This window comes from Halioxenophilus aromaticivorans (genome assembly GCF_042850945.1).
Lineage (GTDB): Bacteria > Pseudomonadota > Gammaproteobacteria > Pseudomonadales > Cellvibrionaceae > Halioxenophilus > Halioxenophilus aromaticivorans.
The window spans coordinates 3,417,730-3,441,170 of sequence record NZ_AP031496.1 but is presented as its reverse complement, the minus strand read 5'-3'; the positions used below and the strand labels follow the sequence as shown (position 1 = coordinate 3,441,170).

The window sequence follows — 23,441 nt, the reverse complement described above, 5'->3', positions numbered from 1 at the left end:
AAATATAATATAGGGCGACCATGCCGCAACTTTCTCGAACCGGTGCTTTGTCGTTTATAAAAGTTTGCGTTGCTGTAGCCAGCCTATTTGCTGCCACCACAGGCTTAACAGACACAACGTCACCATCGGCCCCGACAGTTCCCAGTGCCGTGCAAGCTGGGCGCTATATCGGCCTCAGTAATCACCCAGTTGAGTCCTTTTTGGGCATTCCCTATGCACAACCACCAGTGGGCAAACTCCGTTGGCAAACCGCTCGGCCTTTGTCTAAGACTGGCCGGCCATTTCAAGCTACTGCCTATGGGCCGGCATGCCTACAGCCCAGCAGCCCGGTCAACCTTGTGGCCAAAATGAGTGAGGATTGCCTCACTCTTAACATTTGGCGGCCAGCCTCTGCCAAAGCAGCAGACAAGCCATTGCCTGTCATGGTTTGGATTCATGGCGGCGGGTTTGTTAGTGGCAGCGGCCAAATCCCGGGTGATGTCCTAGCGCAAGAGGGCGTTATCGTTGTATCCATGAACTATCGCTTAGGGGCATTGGGTTTCTTTGCTCATCCTCAACTGGATAACCCGGTTGCCAACTTTGGGTTATCAGACGTTGTAAAGGCCCTGCGTTGGGTGCAACGAAACATAGGGACATTTAATGGGGACAAAGACAATGTAACCATCTTCGGTGTTTCTGCTGGTGGAATGATGGTAAATCTTTTGTTGGTTAATCAGCAGGCCAGCGGATCATTCCATAAAGCGATTTCGCAAAGTGGCTATATAGCTTGGCCGTTGCCAGTCAAAGAAAAGCAAAATCAATTCGCCGTGCGAGATGTTTACGGTAACACTATGCTCCACGCTGAGCAGCAGGGGCGGGAAAAAGCTAGCCAATGGTTAGAGGGTGAGGCCACATTAAAGCAGTTAAAAGCGCTGCCTGGCGAAGTTATCACCGGCCGATTTGAAGGCTTTTATTCGCCCATTGTTGATGGCGTAACGTTGGAAAATCAACCCTATAAATTGGTTAAAACCCATTCCAACGAGGTAAGCCTAATTACCGGGGGCAACAGTTTTGAAGGCTCGGTGATGCCGTACTCAGGCTATACCGTGCCGCAATATCTGCAATCATGGAAGACTTTTCCGGGGCAGGTAGATCTGCTATACAAAGAAGATTGGAACCATAGCCATGAGCGAGCTGCGAAGCGTGCGTTTGGTGACGAAAGATATCTATTTTCAGCGTACTTTTTGGGCCAGCAGTGGCAACACAAACCTAGCCCCGCTTGGTTGTATTATATCGACCAAAAACCAACCAAAGAATCGCCAGGAAGCCCACACGGTTATGACCAGCAACTGATTTTTAATACATTTAAATCCCAGGATGCTAAAACTCAACGCCTAGCAAAAACGTTGCGAAATTACTGGGTTAACTTCGCGAAATCAGGCTCGCCAGTGCTCAATACTGACAAAACCTGGTCCGCTAATACTCAGGGTCACCCCACATGGCTTGTTCTTCCGAGTGAAACCGAAGAAGTAAATTTATATGCGACACGATTTAAATCGATTAAAACGCGCTTAGAAAACAGAGAGTCGACTGAGGGCAATGGTCAGTAACGCCCAAACATTCATAGGAGTTTTTTAAATCTAACACATCGTTGACAACAGATCCGATTAATTGTTTTTCGAAGAAGCTAAGGCAGGCTTGGTACTTTTAGGCGCGCCCACGTAAGCATTAATAAATTCCCCTACAACCCAGCATTGGGCGAGGTCTACACCGGTTTCTACGCCCTTGTTATGCAGCAGTCCCACTAACGCCTCGGTGGCAAGGTTACCAGACGCACCGTCTGCGTAAGGGCAGCCACCCAGGCCGCCGATGGCGCTGTCAAACACCGTAATTCCCATCTTTAAGGATTGCTCTACGTTGGCAAGCGCACGGCCTTGGGTATCGTGGAAGTGCATTGCCAATTGTTGCAATGGTAGGCTCCCGGCAACTGCATTAACCACACTTTCTACCAGCGCTGGCGTGCCCGTGCCTATGGTATCTGATATGGCTATTTCGTAGCAGCCTAAATCCTCCAGCTGACGGGCCACTTTGGCAACTTGTAGTGGGCTAACCTCGCCACTGTAGGGGCAGCCAAATGCACAGGAAAGATAGGCCCTAACCTTAAGATTGGCCTGCTCTGCGGCACGCATTAGGGGCTTAAACCGAGCTAGGCTTTCTTCTATCGAGCAGTTGATATTTTTTAGTGAAAACGCCTCGGTGCAGGAACCAAAAACCGCCACTTCATCCACACCTGCAGCAATGGCAGATTCAAGGCCCTTTAAATTGGGCGTCAGCGCAGAATAAGTCACCCCGGGTTGCCGTTGAATGCCCGAAAACACAGCAGCGCTATCGGCCATTTGCGGTACCCATTTCGGGTTAACGAAGCTGCCGCATTCGATGGCACTTAGGCCCGTAGCGGCTAATTTTTCCACCAATTGTATTTTGATGTCGCTGGGAACAAGGGCGGTTTCATTTTGTAGGCCATCTCGTGGGCCAACCTCAACGATTTTAACCCGTTGTGGAATTGTCATTTGGTTACCTATGGCAGGGGTTGCAACGTTAGGCCTTAAATACGCCTAAAACTATGGCGGTGAGTGTCATTACCCAAGAGGTAATTAGTAAAAGGGGGATGGTAAAGCGCTGGTGGTCTGCCAAGTTAATACCGGTTAGGCCCACCAGTAAAAACGTGGCCGGGGTTAATGGGCTTACCGCAAATCCGGTGGTCATCTGGCCCATTAAGGCTGCTTGCGCCACAGCGGCCTGGGGGAGGTTATTCTCTGCCGCAATACCCGCCAACACCGGTAAAATTCCAAAATAAAAGGAGTCCGGGTCAAACAACAAACTCAACGGCATGGCGATAAAGCCAAGCAAGGCCGGTAGTTGCGCAGATAGAGCGGAAGGCATGGCCTCGGCGCCGGTTTGAGCCATGGCTGCGAGCATACCAGAGTGTTTTAGAATGCCGCTAAACACGCCGGCGGCAAATAAAATCACCGCCATGCTAATTGCTGTTTTGGCGTGGTTATTAATGCACATGGCTTGGCTATCTATCTCTCGGTAGTTAATGAGCAGGGCAGCTACCACGCCACACATAAAGGCAACTACCGGTTGCAATACACCGGTAATCATTAAGCCAATTACCAACAGGGTTAGGGTAATATTTGCGGCGAAATATTGTGGTTTGTTAAACTCTGTATTGGTGTTTTTGGTCATGTTGTCATTGACCACGTTGTTTTCGGCCTCTTTGCTTTCGCACACGTTATTGTTGGCTGGCGCTGAAAGATTCAATGTTTGCTTACGGTAAGCGCGCTTGCCAAGGTAATAGGCCGTCACTAATACGAATAGAAAGCCGCTGGCTTGTACGGCTATTAATGGCCGGTAAAGCTCCAGTACGGGTATGTTCAATGCCGATGCTGCGCGGATGGTGGGGCCGCCCCAGGGTAAGAGGTTACACACGCCAGCAGACATCGCCGCCGTGCAAGCCAGTAATTTTAAATCAATATTGAGCTTTTCATAGAGTGGCTTAAGTGCGGGTATAGCAATCAAAAAAGTAGACGCGCCAGAACCATCTAAATGCACTATGGCCGTTAAAATGGCGGTGCCCGGCAGTATTTTACGCGGATCGGTACCGACGATTCTTAAAATACTGTTTACGATGGGATCAAACACTTTGGCATCGTTCATAATGCCAAAAAATAAAATCGCAAAGATAAACATTACCGCAATGGGGGCAATTGCAACTAACCCGGAGACGATAAACTCATTGGTTTGGCCGCCAAAGCCGAGCAGCAAAGCGGCCCCCACAGGAATGGCCACCATGGCAATTAAGGGTGACAGTTTTTTGCTTAAAATTGCCGCCAACACAAGTACAATGGTGACAAAACCGGCTAACGCCATGGCGTATTTACTCTTTTTGTTTGAATGTCAATAAACGCCCGAGTTCAATTACTAGCCTGTAAGCGTTGGCGTAGCTTAGCAACGTACTGCGTGCTCAGTTCTCTTACCCCCAGGCTTTTTTCAAAACCGGGTGGTGTAATAACTTGCGTCATTACCACATAGGCAAGGCGGGTATCTGGGTCTATCCAAAAATTGGTATTGGCAGAGCCGCCCCAACCGTACATTCCCGTCGGCGACATGCCGGATTTTTGCGTTATGTTGTTGCCGACGGCAAAGCCTAAACCAAAAAAGGTGCCGGCGGAATCTGCCTGACCGCTCAGCTCTACCTCGGGATAAAGCATGCGATAAACACTGCGTGGTTGTAATAATCTAACACCGCCCAAGCTGCCACCATTGGCCAGCATACTGGCAAAGCGCAGATAATCGCGGGCGGTTCCGGCCAATGCGCCGCCGCCGTCTAATAACCGGTTACGGTCTTTGTAGTCGGTATTTTTTTGCGTTTCAATTGCCTTTAAACCATTGCTAGTCATTTGATAGTTAGTCATAAACCGTTTTAGGTCTTTGCCTTCTACAAAAAAGCCGGTGTCTTTCATGCCCAATGGCGTAAAAATGGCCTCTTGCAAATAGGCATCCAATCGTTTATTAGTCACTTGCTCAATCACGTAGCCTAAAACCGTGGTGGAATAGCTGTAAGCAAAGGTGTCACCGGGTTGCACTAGCAAAGGGGCCTTGGCGATACGTTGAACTAATTCGGTTAAATCCTTCGCCGCCTCGCCGTCGTTAGGTGAACTACCCACTGGTGTATAACGTTTTACCCCGTGTTTGCGGTAGTACTGATGCACGGGGGTATTGCCGGTAAAGTGGTAGGTAATACCTGAGCTGTGCGTGAGTAGATCGCGGATTGTCATGTGGCGCTCAACGGACACGGTTTTAATATTGCCCAGTTCGCCCTGGGCGTAAACTTCAGTGGTGGCGAATTCTGGAATGTATTTCGCGACTGGGTCTGTGAGTTTAAGTTTGCCTTGTTCTGCCAGTATCATTATGGCGACACTGGTAATCGGCTTAGACATTGAGTACAACCGAAACAGCGTCTTTTTAGTGATTGGCTTGTCAGTATTGATATCCTGAACACCCATTACTTGTTCGAATACGGTTTCGCCATTAATGCTCGCCATAATCACCGCGCCGGGAATTACACGCTCTTCAATCTTGGTTTCTATTTTCTTGGCCAGGGTCTCCAACTCCGGCACCTTTGGTGCTGGGTTGCTGGCTACACTGTTCGCTAAAAGCGCGAATACCAAAAGCAGTAATAAAGCCAGAGGTTGTGCGCGGGGCTTTAGATGACCTACCCCCAGCGTTGAGGTAGCGAGAGCCTTTTTATCTAGCCCAAATGCGAATTTAATCATGGTAATAATCCTTATAAGCCACTTGGGCGGTTAGACGCTTGCTTTTACGATACCGGCACTGATCATGGCATCAATTTCGATATCCGATACCTGCAGTTCCTGTAAAATAGCGCGGCTGTTTTGGCCGGTTTTAGGGGCTGGCAAATCCGGGCTTTGGGTTACCCCTTTGGCCTGAAACGGCGAACGAGTTGCGCGCAGGCGCCCTTCGGTAGGGTGGTTGGTTTCATAGAAAAACTCCGTCGCGGTTAGGTGTGGGTTTTCTAGTAGGTCATCAACGGTATTTACCGGCGTGCAGGGGATGTCTCTTTCCGTTAACAGCTGTTGCCACTGGGCTGAGGTACGCGCAGGCATTGCCTGGGCTACTACCTGGTATAAGCGGTCGATATTTTGGCTGCGTTGTACTGGGTCTGTCACCCAGGGCTCTTGGGCAAGCTCGTCTTCGCCCACCAAATTAAAAAAAGCTTGCCAGTGGCGGGTGTTGTAGGGGAGTAGGCTGATGTAACCATCGGCTGTGGCAAAGGGTTTACGGTTGGGCGATAGCAAGCGGTCATAGCCTGTGCCACCTAAGGGCGGGATAAAACTTTGGCCGGCCAGTTGCTCCGCCATTAAAAATGCCACGCTGCTTTCAAACATGGGTGCTTCAATCTCGCAGCCTTTACCGGTACGTAATTTGTAGGCCATGGCGCCTAGAGCTGCTAGGGCCAGGTGTAGGCCGCCCACTTTATCGCACAAAATAGTGGGTAAAAATCGTGGCTGGCCGCTGGCATCGGCGTTAAGTGCCGCAATGCCGGAGGCGGCCTGAATAATATCATCGTAGGCTGGCTGATCTGCATTTGGCCCGGCTTGGCTGAACCCAGGGGCGTGGCAGAGCACAATATCGGGCTTTATTTGCGTTAAGTCCTCAAAGGCCACACCCAGGGCTTTGGCAGATTTACCCCGCATGTTGTGTATCACTAAATCGCTGTCTGCCACCAGTTTGCGCAAAATCGACTTGCCCTCGGAGGTTTTCAAATTCACCGCAATGGAGCGTTTGTTGCGGTTGCAGTTCAAAAAGCCGGCTCCCATATCCACGCTATGACCGGGCCGAACCGCCCGAAAGGCATCTCCGTCTAAGTTCTCTACTTTGACGACTTCCGCGCCAAAATCCCCCAAAAACTGGGTGGCATAGGGGCCTAGTACCACCGTCGTGAGGTCGAGAACCTTGATTCCCTCTAGTAAATTAAACATAAAGCATTACTCATATTGCGGGGTCTATGCCCGGAGCGGGCCTTTAGGTAGCAATGTAGCGCTGTTACACTCATAATATAAATCGATTTATATTATGTATTAATAGGTGTGGCCTATGAGTGGTTCTTGCCGTTGAGCAGGCGGGGAAGGGCGTAATGGTTAATTTAAAACATCTGCGGGCATTTGCCGCCGTGGCGCAGGAGCTGCACTTCACCAAGGCCGCGGAGCTGATGTGCATTTCGCAACCGGCCCTAAGCGCACTGATTAAACAACTGGAAACCTGGGCCGAGGTGCCGTTAATTCACCGCAACACACGGCAGGTAGAGCTGACCCAAGCCGGCCGGGAATACTACGCTTCGGTCCGGCAAATGCTGCAGGACTTTGACCAGGCCGGCGAGCAGCTAAAGCAGTTTAAAAGCATTCGCCGGGGGCGAGTGAGAATGGCGGCGTTGCCATCGTTGTGCGCCAGTGTGCTGGCCAGAACCTTAGCCAATTTTCGTCACGATTACCCGGATATCACACTGGAAGTTTTCGACTTGCCCGGGGCAGAGATAATGGAGGCTTTGCTAAACCGGGAGGTGGATTTGGCTTGTAGCTATGCCAATCAAAGCCCTGAGATCAATGCGGAGCTTTTCTTAAAAGACTCGCTAGCATTGCTGTGCCCAAGCGATTCGCCGTTGGCTGCATACACATCGGTAACCTGGCGGCAGCTGGCGAACCAGCCGTTGATAGCCATGGCTCCCGGCACCACAGTAAGAACATTGATTGAAGGTGTAACTGCCGCAAACGACCTTAGTTTGAATATTGTGCTAGAGCCAAAATTGATTAGCACGGCAATGGGTTACGTGTGTGCCGGTTTGGGTGTTGCGGTACTGCCAACCGCCGGTATGGAGCCGCTAGCGATTCCTGGCGTAGCCTGCATCGATCTTAGGGAGCCACAGATCACCAGGGATATTTCGGTGTTGACGCTGAAAGGCTATGGCCTATCGCCGGCAGCGGATGCCTTACGGAAAATGATCTTGCAGTAGGTATTTTCATTGAGCCATTGGGTACTTCATTGAGCCACGCGTAAAAAGAAAAAACCCGTTGCAATAGGCCTGCTGGAGCCAATAATCTAGTCGGAAGCTACCTGTGTTCCGTACTAAAAGAATGTCGCTGTAAAGATAGTGGCTAATTATCGAGACGATAACCTAGCTGGCATCGCTGGTTATTGTAATTGAAAATCATTTGCAAAAAGTGTTGAACGTTTAAACGCGTGCAATGACCAGCTATAATAGCGCCCGTTAACTGCATAAGAGACTGATTCCAATGAAATTATCGTATTACATCATTCGTGGCCGCGGTGGCGACGGTCAAAAGTTTCAACTAGCGAAACTTGAAGACGAAAGCGGAAATAACTTTAAAGGCCAGTATGACATGGCACGTCATTTTGGCTCAGAAGCCGAGCTGAAATCCTACATTGCCAGTGACGTAGTTAAGCAGGACGAGTCGTCTTTCGAACTTGCGGCTATGGTCATCTAACCTGTCTGGCTTTAACACAGGCATTAAAAAAGGGAGCGATGCTCCCTTTTTTAATGCCTTGACCTATCTGGTTGATCAGAAAATGATCTTTAAACCAGCAATCAAATAGATAGCGCTAACAATAACAGTAATTCCCACCAGTACGTTGCTGCTGATGTTGAGTTTTTTAGCGTAGTCGCCTGCTATTTGCCATGCGGCTAGAATAGAGTTGGCAAATACAAACAATAAAGTAATTGCGAGGTAGATCTTAACCAGAGGGTTACTCATTAAAGCCTGTAGGCTTTCGTAGCTAACACCAGAAATTAAAGTGGCTGCCAGCAGTACGGCGAACAGCACAATTAAGGCGTTTGATACTCGTTGAAAAACCCAGTGTTTGACGCCCCAACCTTTATTCATTATGCCCATACTAAAACTCCCGCTAGCAAACAAAGTACTACACCGCCTGCGATGGCAGCGGTAGAGATCATTTGGCCGCCTTTTTTGTCTTCGAAGTGACCGAAATCTTGGATGATGTGCTTGATGGTGCCCATGCAGTAGTAGCCAAGTGCAGACAGAAAGCCCCAAACCAGGAACTGAACTAAGAAGTTGCTTTGCAATGTAACTGCGAGATCGTCAAAGGACGCTTCGGATTTCAGAGCACTGCTGGCGATGACAAGTAAAGCCGTAAAGCCTACCCAAATAATAACCGCACAAATGCGGTGCAAAATCGACGCATAGGCGCTGATAGGCAGGCGCACCGTCGCGATATCTAAGTTAACAGGGCGTGTATCACTCATAAACCGTTATCCATCAATTGGTATTTTATAGGGCTCACTCCAGTGGGCGAGGCTAATCGGGCAGCTATTATAAGGATTTCAAGGTCTAATGGCTATAACTTAGGTTCCCGCCTCAGCTTAGAATAACTCGAAATATAGCCCGCCGGGCGGGTGCAAACGTTTTCAGCAAGACTCACAATAGACTGGCTTACGGCTAAATATAGACAGTTATTAGCGTTTTAACAGCTGATCGCCCCCAACTTTCAGTGGCGGGTTAACCCTAATAGTTGGTTTAACCGCCGGCGGACCAGTTTCTTTAACAATAAACTGTCTATATGGGCAGCTATGGGTTCAGGTGGGCTTACGTTAGAGGCGCTAGCTCGTCAACCTAGTTTGTTATAGATCGTGGGCTGAAGAGGTGAAAGCGGCAGTGCGAAGGGCTGATTGAGCTCCGGATAGCCCTTTGTCTCCGAAATAAGCATGGAAAATCTTGCTGCCAGGACAAAGTTATCCCAGGACAAAGTTATCAACGCATGGCCGTCCACCGATTCCGAGCCTTAGGCTAAATTCAACTTGCTAAGTAACAGAGGGAGTTAATTGGGATAGTTTTTTTGCGGAGACAAGCCGATGGGCTGGGCGGCACTGTGTTTGAAAGAGATCGCAGTTTCTGGCTTCTGTCGTGGTATAGCCTTGTTGGCATACTCGATTTCCGTAATAATTCCTGATCCCATAAAGTTATCAGGTAGCTAGCTTGCTTTTATCCAACCGTGGTCAACCGTCTCGCAAACGACGATTTATCGTTTGCGCCGTGATGCTGGTGGCTTTTTCGGTTCAGGCAATTGTACCTGTGGGGTATATGCCGGGCTCTCTGTTCGCCGACGGCGGGTACATTAAATTCTGCCCGGCAGGTGTATCCGATGCCGTAATGGCAATCGTCCATCACAACCACGCAAAATCCACGCACTCTGATGCCAATCATGTCGACGACAGCGTTGACACTAAACACAACATTGGCAACACAATAAACAAGGATCACACAGCGCATCATTCCGATGGGCCTTTCCATAACCATCATAACGCCGTGGCATCTGATGTTAGTCATGCAAAAGTATTTTCAGATGCGCATAAAGACGAGCCACTCGAAACAGCCTGGCAACCCAATTGTGATTACGGGTTTATAAAATCCTCAACCGACAATTCTTTGCCGGCTTTCCAGTTTACGCCTTTTGTTTCAAAGGCCGTTTTTGAGCAACAACGGCTGCGCTACCAAGACGTTATTGCTACGATTCGTCGCAAGCAGCAACCACGCGCCCCGCCAATTTTCTCCTAACAATCACCATTCTGATTCGATTTAACAGCCGACAATTTTGGATTGTCCTCGGCATGCTTTGCTGTGGGCAACGATTATTCTATGGAGAATACGCACGTGAAACCCTTTTTTTATTTAAAATTCGCTTTATATGTAACCTTACCTACGTCTCTTCTTATCAGCACAGCGAGCTTGGCCGCAGGCCTTGGGCAGCAATCTAATACGTTAGAGGAGGTAACCGTTACCGCCGAAAGTAACTCTAGGCTTTCAGCGCGCAGCGCCAATGATGCCATTATCGATTTAGAGCGAATTCCCGGCGGCATAGGCCTAGTAAAAGCTGAGGATTACTTGGTTGAATTTACCCAGAGTATTGGCGATGCCTTGGAGTTTATCCCGGGGGTGTTTGCCGATACCTCAGCCCAGCGAGAAAACCGAATTTCCATTCGTGGTTCGGGGGCAAATGCTACCTTTGAGCGCCGAGGTATTACCGTGCTGCGTGATGGTGTACCTATTTCTAGGGCCAGCGGCATTACCGAATACCAAGAAATTGATCCGCTCTCGGTGGATTATATCGAGGTATACAAGGGCGCAAACGGCCTACGTTACGGTGCGGCTTCATTGGGTGGTGCAATTAATGTAGTAACGCCTACAGGGGCTACCTCCGAACCCGGTACCAGCCTTCGGTTAGAAGGTGGCTCCTTTGATACTCAACGAGTCAGTATTAACACAAAAGGGGCAACCGACACGGTAGATTATTACGGCGCGGTCACTCAGTTGCAAAGTGATGGTTTTCGCTCTCATGCAGAGGTAGATAGCATTTATAGCTTTGGCAACCTAGGCATAAAAATAAGCGACAATATAGAAACTCGTTTTTACCTTACGGCTCTGCAGGATAATTACGAGTTGGCAGGCAGCGGAAGCTTGGAGCAGGCGCTTTCTGATCCTGAGCAATCGCCTGAGGCCAATCATACATTCGACCAGGATCGAAATTTAGAAGTCTATCGAGTTTCAAACAGAACCGTGTTTGAATATATGGAGAACACGCTTGAAATCGGCGCATGGCTGGCCGAGAGAACCCTAGACCATGCTATAACGCCGTTTGTGGGTATTATCGATCAAGAAGAATCGGAAGTTGGGCTTTCATTGCAGTTGAATGGCTCCGCCACGCTGGGTGTGCCAGTAGACTGGACGTTGGGTGCCATGGCCGCGCAAAGCGACAACGAGGCGAATGTTTATGGCTACGCGGTGGCGTTTGGCCCCACTGCTGGCCCGGCGAAAGGCGAAATCACAAGCTATGATGATCAGCAGGCGCAAAACACAACTGCCTATGCCGAGCTCGATTTTAACCTTACTAATTCGCTCAATTTAATACTCAGTACGCAATACCTAAACAGTGAGCGGGATAATCGTAATCGTTTCAACGCAGACCCCGATGACAACCTAGGCGGTATTAACGATGACACTGGAAAGCTCAACTTTGAAAAACTCAGCGCGCGTTTGGGCGTGTTGTACGCAGTCAATGAGAACATTCAAATCTACACCAATGTGAGTGAAGGCTACGAGCCGCCGGGAATGTCGGATTTAACCTCAGGTGGCGCAGAGCCATTTACTGAATTAAAAGCACAAGAATCGCTTACCGTGGAGATTGGTTCTCGAGGCCATTGGCAAGCAGCTTCTTGGGATGTGGCAATTTACCGCAGCAAAATAGTAAACGAATTTATTGATGTGGCAGCTCCCGGCTTTGGCGGCTCAACAACCAATACCGACAACGCAGCAGGAGATACCGTACACTTTGGCCTTGAACTAGGCATGGACCTACGATTACACCGCAACCTAGCCTGGCGTAACACGTTTACCTACAACGATTTTAGTTTTGCTCACAACGACAATGGCGATTACAGCGGCAACGAACTGCCAGGAATACCTGCAAGTATTTACTTAACGGAACTGCGCTACGACCACAACAAAGCATGGCACGCAGGCGTTAACCTGCGCTACGTACCCGACGGTGCCTACGCCGATTACGCCAATACCGTTAAAGCACCCGGCTATGAGCTGTTGGGTATGTTTGCAGGCATTACTCTGGCGGATTCAGTAACACTGTTTGCCTCTGCAGAAAACCTCACCAATGAAAAATACATCGCGAATATTTCCACCGTGGCTGATCTGTCTACGGCATCTAGTAGCAACGTTTTTACACCAGGCCAGGGCCGAGCGTTATACGTTGGCATGAGCGTAAATTTTTAACAATCCTGATAAGAACAAACAACAACAGGCAGTGTAATGAAACGACTAATTTCAAAGTGTCACCGTGTATTAACCTGGTTTGCGCTAATTGGTGTGTTGTGTTGGGCCATATCCGGGATTTTACATCCGCTGATGGCCTGGTTTGGCCCACAAGCCCAAAAAATGATGCCACCTCAGTTTGAGGCGAAAGCGTCTACCTTGATTCAGCTCGAAGGCGTAATTGATCAATTGCCCATAGCAGAGGCAGCCATCGTAAAGGTTGTTGCCTCCGCCGGTGGTAACCTATTGCAAATAACGCAGTCCGATCACCAGCCCAGGCGCTATTTTGATTTGGTCAGCGGCGAGGAGTTACTTGGTTACGATCAAGAACAAGCCAAATGGCTGGCCTCGCATTATTTGGGCGTACCATTACAAGCGGTAACATCGATTAACTTTCGCGATCGTTTTGATGCATCCTATCCGCCGGTGAATCGGTTGTTACCGGTGTACGAGGTTACAATTAAGGCTCAGGGCGAAACGAAAAACAAAACCCAAACCGCGTTTATCTACACGGAAACCGGCGCGCTGGCATCGCTCAATAATGGTGCTAAGGCAAATATGCAGCGTTTTTTTAAAGCGCTGCACACCTGGAGTTGGCTGGATAAAACAGGCCTAGGCCGGGTGCTGTTGGTGAGCGTATTTATGCTAACGCTTTTAGCCATGGCCTCTACTGGGTTGTATTTGGTGTTTGCACTACCCAAGCGAACAATACCAAATCCAAGCCGGCGCTGGCACAGGCGGCTGGCTTACGTACTGTGGTTGCCATTGCTGGGTTGGTCGGCCAGTGGTTTTTACCATTTATTGCAGGCGCAATATGTGCAGCCTGTCTCCGGCATACGGTTGCTAGCGCCCATTCAATTGGCCGATTTTGCGGTTAGTGAAGAGGCAAAATCAGCTTGGCAAAACAGCGTAAACTCCAGCTTGCCCAGCAATGCACACCTTAACGCTATTACACTTAATCAATCCATCATCGGTGAGCCATTGTATCGGTTAGGCGTTTCAGCTCCCATAGTCCAACCAGCCAATGGCCACGAAAAGCGCAAAGCACGCTTCGCAGGCCGCGCAATGGAAAAGAGTGCGGCGTACATTAATGCTCGTACCGGACTACCTAGCGAAGTAACCGACCAAATACTTGCCGCCAGCTTAGTGCAATCCTTCACATCCAGTCCACAAACTTCCATGCAGTTGGTTACCCAGTTTGGTCCGGTCTACGATTTTCGCAATAAACGGTTACCCGTTTGGCAAGTAGATGTAAACGATGGCGCCGGCAGTCGCCTGTTTGTAGACCCAATAAGCGGCATACTGGTAGACCAAAACCGCTCAATCGAACGCGCCGAATCACTGTCGTTTTCCATCCTGCACAAATGGAACCTACTGCGCCCGCTGGTAGGGCCAGAAACGCGCGACGTTATCATTGTAATTACATTGCTTGGCATAATTGCGATTTCTGGTTTTGGGTTTGTTATGTACCAAAAAAGGAGTAATGCGGGCCGCCGGGGGGTAGGGCAGTTGCATGCTTCGAGAGTGGAGTGAGTGCAGCATTATTAGAGCAGCCCCCAGTCCCCAGCCCCTAGGGCTTTAGTGCCTACTAAATAGGCCCAATATGATATATTTTGACGATGTGGTAGCGTTGACATGCTCGAAAGCGAACCTAGACTTCCGTCTGGAATGATCAAATAAGCGTTGCCTGAAGTAAAGTGATTTCAAATGCAATATTTATGAGTTAAAATAACGATCTGTAAATTGCTGGCGGCGTCTTGTGCAGTTGCTTGGCTTAGAATTTAAATAGCTCGTGCTTTGGTCATAAGCTTATCCAACGTTAACGGATAATCTCTGACTCTAATTCCCGTGGCGTTGTAAATTGCGTTTGCAATAGCTGGAGCGACCCCCGTTAAACCCAGTTCTCCTACGCCTTTTGCTTTCAGCGGGCCTGCGAACTCATCCACATCGTCAATAAAAATAACACTCTGCTGCGGAATATCAGCATGAACCGGGATCTCATATCCCGCGAGATCGTGGTTTACAAAGAACCCTAATCGTTCATCAACCACTAGCTCTTCCATAAGTGCCGCGCCTAACCCCATTACCATGCCTCCTAAAACCTGATTTTCTGCGGCTTTCGGGTTAATAATTCTGCCTGCATCACACACGGCCAGCATGCGCTTGACTCTCACTTCAAAAGTTATTTCGTTTACTTCTACTTCGACGAAGTGAGCGCCGAAAGTCTGATGCTCAAACTCCTTTCTACCCTCAGAGTACTCCATCTTTGCATCAGCGCTGATCTCTCCCTGACTAGCTAAATTTTGCAAAGAGACAGACGTACCATTCACGATTAGCAGCCCGTCGGAAAAGGAAAGATCGTGGAGTGAAGCTCCCACTTTCTCGGCGAGCTTTTCCTGCAATGCAACACACGCAGCATAAACACCGGCGGTTGACGAAGCAGCTCCCCATTGACCACCACTCCCTGGCGATTCAGGAAATGCAGAGTCACCCAGTTGTACGTCTATGTCTGCCGGAGTGAGGCCGAACATATCTGCGGCAGTTTGTGCCAGAATGGTATAGGTACCCGTTCCTATGTCAGTCATATCGGTTTTAACATTCAAACGCCCGTCGGATTGCAGTGTTAGACGCGCAGCTGAAGGTAAGACGGGTGCTCCGCGAATAGCTGAAGACACACCCATTCCTTTCAGCCATCGTCCGGCTTTCTGCTGTCCGGGTGTTGGTGAGCGATGGTGCCAGCCGAATGCTTCTGCGCCACGCTCGAGACATCGCGCCAGATTTCGTTGGGAAAAAGTCTTGTTTGGATGTTCTGGTGAAAACCGAGTGTCATTGATTATTCTGAGTTCGACCGGATCGATTTTAAGCTTTTCTGCAAGCTCATCCATAGCTATCTCTAAGGCCATCTGGCCGGGTGCTTCCCCAGGTGCGCGCATTGCACTGCCTTCAGGAAGATTCAGTTCAGCGAGCTTTAATTCAGTTGCCCGGTTATCAGCATGATAAAGGTATCGGGTCGAAAGTACCGCCGCTTCCGGGCGACCTCCGGGAATATTTCCAGATACGCTCCTGTGACCAATTGCTGTTAATTTACCGTCTCGATTTGCGCCTAACTGAACGTGCTGGATGGTTGCGGGGCGGTGTGCGGTATTATTGGCTACAAGAGGACGTTGAAGAGTGACCTTAACTGCTAACCCTGTTTTTCGTGCTGCTAGTGCGGCTAAAACGGTGTCCGACATAACCGTGCCTTTTACACCGAAACTTCCACCAATGAATGGGGCTCGCATTCTTATCTTTTCTTTAGGTACACCCAGTGCGAAGGCTAAATCACGCACGCCCCAATTTAACTGCTGCACACCGGTCCAGCAATGCAACATATCCTTCTCCCAGTATGCCACCGTAGCATGTGGCTCCATCATGGCGTGAGATTGATCAGGAGTCGTGTAAACTTCGTCTACTTTTACCGCAGCTTGCTGAAATGCACTTACGAAGTTGCCCACTGAAGATACAGGATCTGGTCTAAAGGAGCCGCTTTTGGATAGGGGAGCACTAGCTGCGCGAGATTGAAGGCTGTACTGGCCTGCTTCACGTTTATAATGAATGACTAAACTGGAGGCCGCGGCTCTTGCTTGTTCAAAGCTGCTTGCCACAACTATAGCAACAGCCTGGTGATAATGCTGAATATGAGGTCCGCCTAGGGCCTTCGCTGACAGGAAGGCACCCGTCCCGACTTCAGGCACATTTTGGTATGTGATGATGTCTATTACACCTTCTGAGTGCTTCGCTTTTCTTTCATCTATTCCGGTTATTTGGCCGGAGGCTATCTCGGCGCCAACGATGTAGCCGTAGACCAGCTTCTGGGTTGGTTGCTGTTCATAAGCATAAGTCGCGGTTCCCGTTACTTTCAGGGGGCCATCAACTCGGCGTTGCGGTTTTCCTACAACTCGTTGCTGGTCAAAGATATTCTTCCCAGCTTTATAGAAAATCATGGCTATAACTCCCTGTGTTTACTGATGAGTGTTTTTAAAATTTGCTTCGCAAGCGGAATTTTGAATTGATTCTCATGGGTTGCTCTAGCGCCTGAAAATGCCAAACGAACATACTCATCAATATCTGTAGTAAGCAGCTTCTCTGCGAACTCCACGCGCCACGGCTTGGGAGCTAAACCGCCAAAGGCGACTCTCGCAGACCCATCTGGCTGAAACACCATGGCGGCAGACACAATAGCAAACGCATAGGAGGCCCGATCGCGGACTTTTTCATAGAAATGGGAACCACCCAGTGGTCGGGGAAGTATGATTCGCGTGATTAGTTCATCGTGTTTTAAAACCGTGTCGATATGTGGTTGCATCGATGTGCCACTGTAAAAATCACCGATTGGTACCATTCTGGTACCGCTCAGGCTGACTAATTCTATTTCAGCATCAAGCACCCGAAGCGCTACCGCCATATCACTTGGGAAGGAAGCGATACACGAATCATCAATATCTAACACCGCTAGCTGACGACTGAAGCCGCCTTTTGCGGAACATCCGCTACCAGGCAATCTTTTGTTGCAAGCCTGAGCCGTATCGTAAAAATACTGGCATCGGGTTCTCTGCAAAAGGTTCCCGCCGGTCGTTGCTTTGTTACGTAGCTGGCCGGAGGCTCCTGCCAGTAGCGCCCTGGACAACACAGGATAATCCCGCCTGACATCCATATTGGCAGCTAAGGCGCTGTTCGTTACAGATGCTCCGATGGCGATACGTCCGTCATCGACCTTTTCAATCTGGCCTAGGTCTGTTCTCGAGATATCAATCAGTAAGCTTGGTGCTTCTATTTCGAGCTTCATCAGATCAAGTAAATTCGTTCCGCCACCAATAAACTTCGCGTTTTTGTTGTCTGCTACGAGCTTTAACGCGTGTTCCCGGGATTCGGCTGTAATAAAGTTAAAGGGTCTCACGGTCGCGCTCCGCATATTCTTCGATTGCATTTACGATATTCTGATAAGCGCCGCAACGACAAAGGTTGCCGCTCATTCGTTCTTTGATTTCATCACGGCTCAGCGTGACCGGAATAAGAAGATCTGGCGTAATGTGGCTTGGCATTCCTTGAGTTGCTTCAGTAAGCATCCCCAAAGCCGAACAAAGTTGACCTGAAGTGCAGTAACCACATTGATAACTATCATGTTCGACGAAGCCATCCTGAAGTGCATGAAGATTGTCCGGTGTTCCTAGTCCCTCGACTGTGGTGATATTATCGCCTTCGTGCATAACCGCCAAAGACAAGCAAGCATTTATCCGGGTGCCGTTTACAAGCACAGTGCATGCACCGCACTGACCGTGATCGCAACCTTTTTTTGTACCCGTTAGCTTTAGCTTTTCTCTTAATAAGTCCAGCAAGGATGTTCGGGTGTCTAGCTCCACTGATAAATCTATATCATTGATTGTCAGATTTACTTTTCGGTGGAACGCTTTCTCATGAATAGTAGGGACTGATATTTCTACCAGTGCAGCGGATGGAAGCTGGGTAGTTACCGTGGCCGCTACACCGGCGCCAGCGGTTGATGTTAATTTAATAAATTCCCGTCTCGAAGGATTCGATGGTGGTTTTGAAGACATCGGTTTCTCCTGCAATATTTAGAATCGGAGTTAAATTGGAGTCATTAGACTCTCAATTAACCAGGGGAAATGCGATTGGTCAATATCGAAACCTAGGCATCCGTAATTTAGATAGGAAGTACCGTACTGTTGGTAAGTCGTAGCAGGCTGGCAGAGCTTGTTTTCTTATTAAGGCTAATCTCTGAACCGTGATACGGTGTTGATTGTGTATTATTCCTTGGAGGTGGCTACACGCTGGTGAAGTAAGGACTTTAAGAAATTAGTTCATTGCTGTCCCATTAACTTTCAAAACAACTGCGCCTGATACTTATCCAGTGGCTCAGGGTTGACGGGGTCACCCCTGAGCAGCGCCATTAAATCTCGTTTTTCAAACAAGTTAAGCTGCAAAACCCTCATAATTTGCTGTAAGCTTTGTGCCAATCTAGACCGGAATTTTAAGAACGCCAGCAGTAAATAAACACACATCGCGATCCAGATTTGAGTCAGTATCGCGTTTTTACTGGTACCAACAAACGATTTGATTTTCAGGTTTTGCTTTATCCATTTAAAAAATATTTCTACTTGCCATCTGGACTAATAAAGGTCTGCAATCGTCTTTGCAGCCATTTTCATATGGTTGGTCAAGAAGAAGTACTGCTTCCCAGTACTTTTATCGCGATAGCCAATTCGACGAAGTTGAATCGGGCATTTCTTTGCCGTCACAGCACCGGTAAATTCAATGATCTGATCAGAAGTAATCCCTTTAGATTTAATGACGTGTTGGCGCTCAATTACACGGCAGGCAGCATTACTCTTTAATCGAGTTACGAAGAAAATACCTTTATTTGTCGATTGGTTATACCACGCGTAATCATTATAGGCCTTATCGACAGCGACTATACTGCCCGAAGGAAACGCGAGCGTTTTACCCACCGTGACGTCATGAACCTTACCATCCGTTATGGTCGCAAACTCGGGCAAATAACCTTCATGATTCAACCGAACATGCAGCTTGATAGCTCCCTTGGCTGCACGAAACTCAGCCCAGGGAAATGCGGATAAGCATAAGTCGATGGTTGTTGCATCCAATGAATACAGCGGGTTTTTAAATCGGAAATTGTGTCCCGGGGCCACACCTTGGCAGCGTGAAAGTAAGCGACCGAATAGAGCTTCATAGAGCTCATAGGGCTTATCTTCATTGATTCGAAAAAGTGTTGATCGAGATAATTTGGTTGAGCCTAAATGATACAGACGATGTATTTGAGCGGTCATATTATCAACAATGTCTCGCAGGCTATTTCGACCCGACAGTTGAGCTATCATCATGGTCACAAACTGAGACCATCGAGAGTCTTTACGAAAGGAACGGCCTGTATGATGCTGGTTTGCCAAACTTTCAAATTCATGTCTGGGAATCAATTTAAGCATTTGGGCGATAACTGTATTATGATGACTCATGGCCTGTTTCACTCTGTTTTTTTTATGGTGTTTTGTGGTGAAATAATTATAAATCACAGCGTGTTACAGGCCTTTCTATCTGTGAGTTAGCGGGACAGCACTGAAATTAGTTATATCTCGATTTATACGCCCATTAGTCCAGTGACCCGTTCGACCATACGTGATAAAGGTGACTTTCGGGCTGGTAGAGAGATAGATCTTCTGGCTGACGTGCCAGCGTAGTAGCATAGACTCGCCAATGGCTGAAGGTACTATTTGTCGCTCTTGATTGACTATTTATGTACATTGTTCTTCTGGTGAACGGTGATGGCGGTGTGCTTAATCATTTCATCCTAGCCAAGTTGGTGAGTCCTAATCATGTAAGCGCAACACTGCTGGGCTAATTAACATTTAGCTTACCTTTGAAACGGCTTCTTGGGAATGTATCTAGGGGCTCGGCCTTTTCAGTTACAAAGATATTTAGTGATCGGCTCACTTTAGGTGATCCTCTTGCTCTGCAAGGTCATTTTGATGGAATACAATACTAACAGGTTCCGGTACCGAATAAATGGATCCCTTCGGGAAGGAGAGCTCGCCGGTATTTTGATTGATGCTAAATATTGCTACCGTATTTGAATGCATGCCAGCGGCGAATAGCCATTGCCCGTTAGGGTCGATGCCGATGCTTCGCGGCCACGCCCCTCTAATCGGTTCTACCTCAATGACCTTTAGGGATCCGTTTTGATCATTCGCACGAAATACAGAAACTGAGTCGTTACCCCGGTTGCCGGAATAGACATAGTTGCCGGAGGGGTGCACAAGTATTTCCGAGGCGGAGTTAAACGGTTCTTTATCCTTTGCCTCGTTATCAAGTGTGTTCGTATTCGCAATTAAATCAGCGGAGCCTTTTTCGGGATGGTAAACATAAGTAGCAATGGTTAAGTTAAGTTCGTTTAACACATAGATGTACTTACCGTTAATAGAAAATCGCATGTGGCGCGGCCCTGCACCGGGCGCTGTGTTTAATCGTGCGTGCTCAATAAGTGTTGATTCTGAAATATTGATTTTGTAGATTAAGATTTGATCTAAACCTAAATCGGGCACAAACGCATACTTGCCGTCAGGTGAGAAACCTACCCAGTGGGGATGGGGTGACGATTGGCGATCTGTATTTACCATCGCAGCCCCTACATGTTTTATCAGCTGGCTTCTTTGCATCAGACGGCCTGAAGTATCCAGCGGGAAAACGCCTACAGTTCCACCATTGTACTGGGCCGTTAATAGAAAGGCTCCGGTTGGGTGTACTGCGATATGGGTGCCGTCGGTATCGCCAATCGGCACTGAGTTTAAGAGTTCAATGTTGCCATTGTTGTGCATGTAAAAAGCGGCAACAACAGGTTGGTTGGAGATTTTCGCTACAGCGTACAGTACGTTTTTTTTGGGGTGAATCGTTAAGAATCGCGGAGCTTTTATTGCGTGTGCTTGATTTATGTCCGTTAGTAAGCCGGTAGCAGTATCAAAACTAGCGGAATAGATCCCATCGGCTGAATCACCTGCAGTACCAAAGTAAACCGAAATTGTCTCTGCATTCGCTTTAAATGATACAATCAACAGTAAACTTATGACGCCAGATAAGAGATTTACGTAGATAGCTTTAGCAATTTTATAGGGCATATTTTCTGCTCTTTCTATGTTTTGGTGTAACTCTCACTGAGGTGTTTGAGAGCCTTGGATTTTTCACCAATGGCTTCGTCTCTCGCGTTACCCTGGCCAGAAACGATGGTGTTAATCAATCCCTATGAATTACCAATATAATTCTTGCTGCTGATAACTCATGCTGGTACCTGTTCAACTTTGCGAGGCTTATGGTACCCCTTAGTGAATGGATAAATTTCATGAGCCACCACAGATCAACGCTTTTTGGCTGGCTAAGGTCTTATCTATTCCCATACCGTACTTCTGACATTTCCCGAGGCGCGGTCTTTCCTACGACAGATGTCGTCATACACAAAACATCACAAACGTAGCGGCTGTTGACTGAAAGTTCAATGCTTTATTGATTACTCGACGAAAGTGGCCAGCTGGAATCTCAAGCGTCGTAACTGTTTGTTGGGTTTGTGCATTGCTGCTCTGTGCAAATAATGATCAGTTGCGTATTGCGGGTGGTTGTACTAACGGAACTGTAACGCCTATGCCGAGTAGCTGTTAGTTTGCAGAAGTCGTAGTGAGAAATTGGCCAGGAAGAGCGTGGCCAGGAAGAGGGGGCTTTGTGGTAGTTCTATAAATAAGGCCACTGCTTAGTGGCCTTACCCAAGTACTAAGTACTTACCTTTTTGGTTTCTGCTCTTGCGTACTACAGGCTGGCAAGCCAGCACGTGCTTCAGCGGCGTCGGGGCTGGTATTGGTAAAGGTGCAGCCGTAGTTTTCATTGGCCACTACTTCGGCGTCTAACACTTCGTCACCAGCGGGCTTAATGTCTGCGTTAACCCAGGTCAAAAAGTCGGTCATGGCGGTTACAATTTCGCTGAAAGAAAACGCGCAATGCCCTGTAGCGCGAATAGCACGCTGCACCAATAAGTCCTCGTTTCCATTGTCCCGGGCTTTTTGTTGGTAGAGTTGTTGGTGCACAAATGGCACAAACATATCACCCAGGGTGTGCATAGTGAGTACCGGCACATCAAAATCACCTGCTACGAGGGGAATCCAGCGTACGCCGTCTTCACGCAGCGCATTCACGCCATCGCTGGCTGACACTCGATTAATTGAGTCGTTAAACTCTTGTTCTGCCAGTGTGATATCGCCCGTAGTCCAGCGGTATTCGGTATCTTGGTTGTCGTAAATTGAGCCAGCCAGAATACCTGCTACGGTGCCGTCTGCGCCACCGGTAGATAGAGATACGTCGTTCCAATAGGAGTTAAAGCCCTCATCAAACATTGGGCGCTCGCCACCGGATAGGTTTTTAGCAATTTCTACCAGGTTTTCGCCATTTTCATTGATCGGGTTCGCCCAGTTAGGCGTGCCGTTTCCGTTGATTTCAAATAAAGCGGCCAGCATTTCGCCGGCTTGGATAATGACAGAACCGCTTTCATCATAGTCACCCAGCAGCGTTTGGAATTCGGAGTAGTCTCGATCGCCATAGCCCGCTATTTCCGTCATGGCGCGTGGGTAATCGCCTAGCCATTGAAATTGATTTTCTTCCGCTTGGCAAAACGGTGCTGATCCCGCATAGGGAACCGGAAACATCGTTGTATCGATATTTTCACTGTCGACCGCAGCCGCTGCAATATGGCCACCCATTGAAACCCCAGAGATTAAATACTGGCTCGGTGCATCGAAACTCACGCCCCAATCCGTTTCCAGGTAATCTGTAATTTCTAACGCCAGCTTATTAGTATCTTCTAATCCTGCCCTGGCATCATAAAAATTAGCGGAGTACGAGGACGCCGCCCAGGCATAGCCAGCGCTGAGCACCGCCAATCGCCATGGGATAGGTGGTATCGATACATCCAGCACCTCACCTTCGCCCCTAAACCCGTGGGTATACATAATTAACCCGTTGCCATCCCAATCTTGAGGCGCCTCGAAGGCATATACGGCTTCGCCCTGTAAGCCTTGGTAGGTACCGTAGTAGACATCGGTGGGCGGCGAAGGGGGGTAGGCGAGTTCTTCAGATAGGGGTGCAAAGCTGATCTCTTCTGCCACCGTAAACGTTCTATCGTCGTGTTCACGAGTGACTACTTCGGGCTCGGGAGTGGGGGAGGTATTAGAGCCACCTCCATCACCGCCACAGTTAACTAACGTTAAGATTGCTAGGGGTAACAACGCAACAGCCAGAAACGGTTTAAGAGTGCCCACGATATTCTCCAAAATTATTATGGTTTTTATTTTTTATGACGCTCTAACGCGCCTAGATCACAGGGAAGGCTTATGTTATCTGGCAATAGCCCAAAGTAAATGGCTTTATTGGTCGATGTATTGACAATAAAAGCCAAGCTAGATAGTTAAGTGAATTCCC

17 protein-coding genes and 1 pseudogene are annotated in these 23,441 nt (G+C 48.4%); 6 read left to right on the top strand and 12 right to left on the bottom strand.

The window, feature by feature from the left end:
* Window positions 1-20: 20 nt before the first annotated feature.
* Window positions 21-1,589, top strand: coding sequence for a carboxylesterase family protein (locus ACGHM3_RS14845; RefSeq protein WP_345422723.1), 1,569 nt, complete (start codon window positions 21-23; stop codon window positions 1,587-1,589).
* A 57-nt stretch (window positions 1,590-1,646) separates the two neighbouring features.
* Here the strand turns inward: ACGHM3_RS14845 and ACGHM3_RS14840 are convergent, their stop codons facing one another.
* Genes ACGHM3_RS14840 through ACGHM3_RS14825 form a run of 4 tightly spaced genes read right to left on the bottom strand, consistent with a single transcriptional unit; the run spans window position 1,647 to window position 6,545 of the window.
* The gene (locus ACGHM3_RS14840; RefSeq protein ID WP_345422720.1) at window positions 1,647-2,549 is read right to left on the bottom strand and encodes a hydroxymethylglutaryl-CoA lyase; all 903 of its coding nucleotides are present in this window, start codon (window positions 2,547-2,549) and stop codon (window positions 1,647-1,649) included.
* Window positions 2,550-2,577: 28 nt separating this feature from the next.
* Window positions 2,578-3,912 carry a citrate:proton symporter gene (locus ACGHM3_RS14835; RefSeq protein WP_345422717.1) on the bottom strand — a complete coding sequence of 445 codons (1,335 nt, stop codon included), beginning with the start codon at window positions 3,910-3,912 and terminating at the stop codon, window positions 2,578-2,580.
* 44 nt (window positions 3,913-3,956) lie between these two features.
* On the bottom strand, window positions 3,957-5,318 hold the full coding sequence (locus ACGHM3_RS14830) for a serine hydrolase domain-containing protein (protein ID WP_345422714.1): 1,362 nt from the start codon (window positions 5,316-5,318) through the stop codon (window positions 3,957-3,959).
* Between the two features lie 30 nt (window positions 5,319-5,348).
* The gene (locus tag ACGHM3_RS14825) at window positions 5,349-6,545 is read right to left on the bottom strand and encodes a CoA transferase (RefSeq protein WP_345422711.1); all 1,197 of its coding nucleotides are present in this window, start codon (window positions 6,543-6,545) and stop codon (window positions 5,349-5,351) included.
* A 155-nt stretch (window positions 6,546-6,700) separates the two neighbouring features.
* On the opposite strand from ACGHM3_RS14825, the gene ACGHM3_RS14820 reads away from it, so the two are divergent.
* Both ACGHM3_RS14820 and ACGHM3_RS14815 read left to right on the top strand, forming a co-directional pair.
* Entirely contained in the window at window positions 6,701-7,573 is an 873-nt protein-coding gene (locus ACGHM3_RS14820) for a LysR substrate-binding domain-containing protein (protein WP_345422709.1), read from the top strand.
* A 280-nt stretch (window positions 7,574-7,853) separates the two neighbouring features.
* Complete coding sequence (locus ACGHM3_RS14815) at window positions 7,854-8,066, top strand: hypothetical protein (protein ID WP_345422706.1); 213 nt, start codon at window positions 7,854-7,856, stop codon at window positions 8,064-8,066.
* A gap of 75 nt (window positions 8,067-8,141) precedes the next feature.
* Here the strand turns inward: ACGHM3_RS14815 and sdhD are convergent, their stop codons facing one another.
* Window positions 8,142-8,462, bottom strand: coding sequence for a succinate dehydrogenase, hydrophobic membrane anchor protein (sdhD, locus tag ACGHM3_RS14810; protein ID WP_345422704.1), 321 nt, complete (start codon window positions 8,460-8,462; stop codon window positions 8,142-8,144).
* Window positions 8,462-8,842: a succinate dehydrogenase, cytochrome b556 subunit gene (gene sdhC, locus ACGHM3_RS14805; RefSeq protein ID WP_345422701.1), complete on the bottom strand. Its 381-nt coding sequence runs from the start codon at window positions 8,840-8,842 to the stop codon at window positions 8,462-8,464. Before sdhC ends, sdhD begins: the two co-directional genes overlap by 1 nt.
* A 787-nt stretch (window positions 8,843-9,629) precedes the next feature.
* Between sdhC and ACGHM3_RS14800 the strand changes: the two genes are divergently transcribed.
* The 3 genes from ACGHM3_RS14800 (at window position 9,630) to ACGHM3_RS14790 (ending at window position 13,949) form a co-directional block, all read left to right on the top strand.
* A complete protein-coding gene (locus tag ACGHM3_RS14800; protein WP_345422698.1) occupies window positions 9,630-10,151 on the top strand; it encodes a hypothetical protein in 522 nt (173 codons plus the stop codon).
* Between the two features lie 96 nt (window positions 10,152-10,247).
* Complete coding sequence (locus ACGHM3_RS14795) at window positions 10,248-12,377, top strand: TonB-dependent receptor (protein ID WP_345422693.1); 2,130 nt, start codon at window positions 10,248-10,250, stop codon at window positions 12,375-12,377.
* A gap of 36 nt (window positions 12,378-12,413) precedes the next feature.
* Entirely contained in the window at window positions 12,414-13,949 is a 1,536-nt protein-coding gene (locus ACGHM3_RS14790; RefSeq protein ID WP_345422690.1) for a PepSY domain-containing protein, read from the top strand.
* 248 nt (window positions 13,950-14,197) lie between these two features.
* Here the strand turns inward: ACGHM3_RS14790 and ACGHM3_RS14785 are convergent, their stop codons facing one another.
* From ACGHM3_RS14785 to ACGHM3_RS14760, 6 genes and pseudogenes are all read right to left on the bottom strand, one after another.
* Entirely contained in the window at window positions 14,198-16,399 is a 2,202-nt protein-coding gene (locus ACGHM3_RS14785) for a xanthine dehydrogenase family protein molybdopterin-binding subunit (RefSeq protein WP_345422687.1), read from the bottom strand.
* Window positions 16,400-16,401: 2 nt separating this feature from the next.
* On the bottom strand, window positions 16,402-17,352 hold the full coding sequence (locus tag ACGHM3_RS14780) for a xanthine dehydrogenase family protein subunit M (protein ID WP_345422685.1): 951 nt from the start codon (window positions 17,350-17,352) through the stop codon (window positions 16,402-16,404).
* Window positions 17,339-18,010: a 2Fe-2S iron-sulfur cluster-binding protein gene (locus tag ACGHM3_RS14775; protein WP_345422682.1), complete on the bottom strand. Its 672-nt coding sequence runs from the start codon at window positions 18,008-18,010 to the stop codon at window positions 17,339-17,341. The genes ACGHM3_RS14780 and ACGHM3_RS14775 overlap by 14 nt, the downstream gene beginning before the upstream one ends.
* 285 nt (window positions 18,011-18,295) lie before the next feature.
* Window positions 18,296-19,447: pseudogene (locus ACGHM3_RS14770) on the bottom strand (IS4 family transposase).
* Between the two features lie 471 nt (window positions 19,448-19,918).
* Complete coding sequence (locus tag ACGHM3_RS14765; protein WP_345422679.1) at window positions 19,919-21,100, bottom strand: lactonase family protein; 1,182 nt, start codon at window positions 21,098-21,100, stop codon at window positions 19,919-19,921.
* A gap of 651 nt (window positions 21,101-21,751) precedes the next feature.
* On the bottom strand, window positions 21,752-23,281 hold the full coding sequence (locus ACGHM3_RS14760) for a hypothetical protein (protein ID WP_345422676.1): 1,530 nt from the start codon (window positions 23,279-23,281) through the stop codon (window positions 21,752-21,754).
* Window positions 23,282-23,441: the final 160 nt, after the last annotated feature.

Excerpts from the sequence above, each read along its gene's own strand:
- ACGHM3_RS14845 (WP_345422723.1), top strand. The coding sequence starts at position 21 with ATGCCGCAACTTTCTCGAACCGGTGCTTTGTCGTTTATAAAAGTTTGC.
- ACGHM3_RS14840 (WP_345422720.1), bottom strand. The coding sequence starts at position 2,549 with ATGACAATTCCACAACGGGTTAAAATCGTTGAGGTTGGCCCACGAGAT.
- ACGHM3_RS14835 (WP_345422717.1), bottom strand. The coding sequence starts at position 3,912 with ATGGCGTTAGCCGGTTTTGTCACCATTGTACTTGTGTTGGCGGCAATT.
- ACGHM3_RS14830 (WP_345422714.1), bottom strand. The coding sequence starts at position 5,318 with ATGATTAAATTCGCATTTGGGCTAGATAAAAAGGCTCTCGCTACCTCA.
- ACGHM3_RS14825 (WP_345422711.1), bottom strand. The coding sequence starts at position 6,545 with ATGTTTAATTTACTAGAGGGAATCAAGGTTCTCGACCTCACGACGGTG.
- ACGHM3_RS14820 (WP_345422709.1), top strand. The coding sequence starts at position 6,701 with ATGGTTAATTTAAAACATCTGCGGGCATTTGCCGCCGTGGCGCAGGAG.
- ACGHM3_RS14815 (WP_345422706.1), top strand. The coding sequence starts at position 7,854 with ATGAAATTATCGTATTACATCATTCGTGGCCGCGGTGGCGACGGTCAA.
- sdhD (WP_345422704.1), bottom strand. The coding sequence starts at position 8,462 with ATGAATAAAGGTTGGGGCGTCAAACACTGGGTTTTTCAACGAGTATCA.
- sdhC (WP_345422701.1), bottom strand. The coding sequence starts at position 8,842 with ATGAGTGATACACGCCCTGTTAACTTAGATATCGCGACGGTGCGCCTG.
- ACGHM3_RS14790 (WP_345422690.1), top strand. The coding sequence starts at position 12,414 with ATGAAACGACTAATTTCAAAGTGTCACCGTGTATTAACCTGGTTTGCG.
- ACGHM3_RS14785 (WP_345422687.1), bottom strand. The coding sequence starts at position 16,399 with ATGATTTTCTATAAAGCTGGGAAGAATATCTTTGACCAGCAACGAGTT.
- ACGHM3_RS14775 (WP_345422682.1), bottom strand. The coding sequence starts at position 18,010 with ATGTCTTCAAAACCACCATCGAATCCTTCGAGACGGGAATTTATTAAA.
- ACGHM3_RS14765 (WP_345422679.1), bottom strand. The coding sequence starts at position 21,100 with ATGCCCTATAAAATTGCTAAAGCTATCTACGTAAATCTCTTATCTGGC.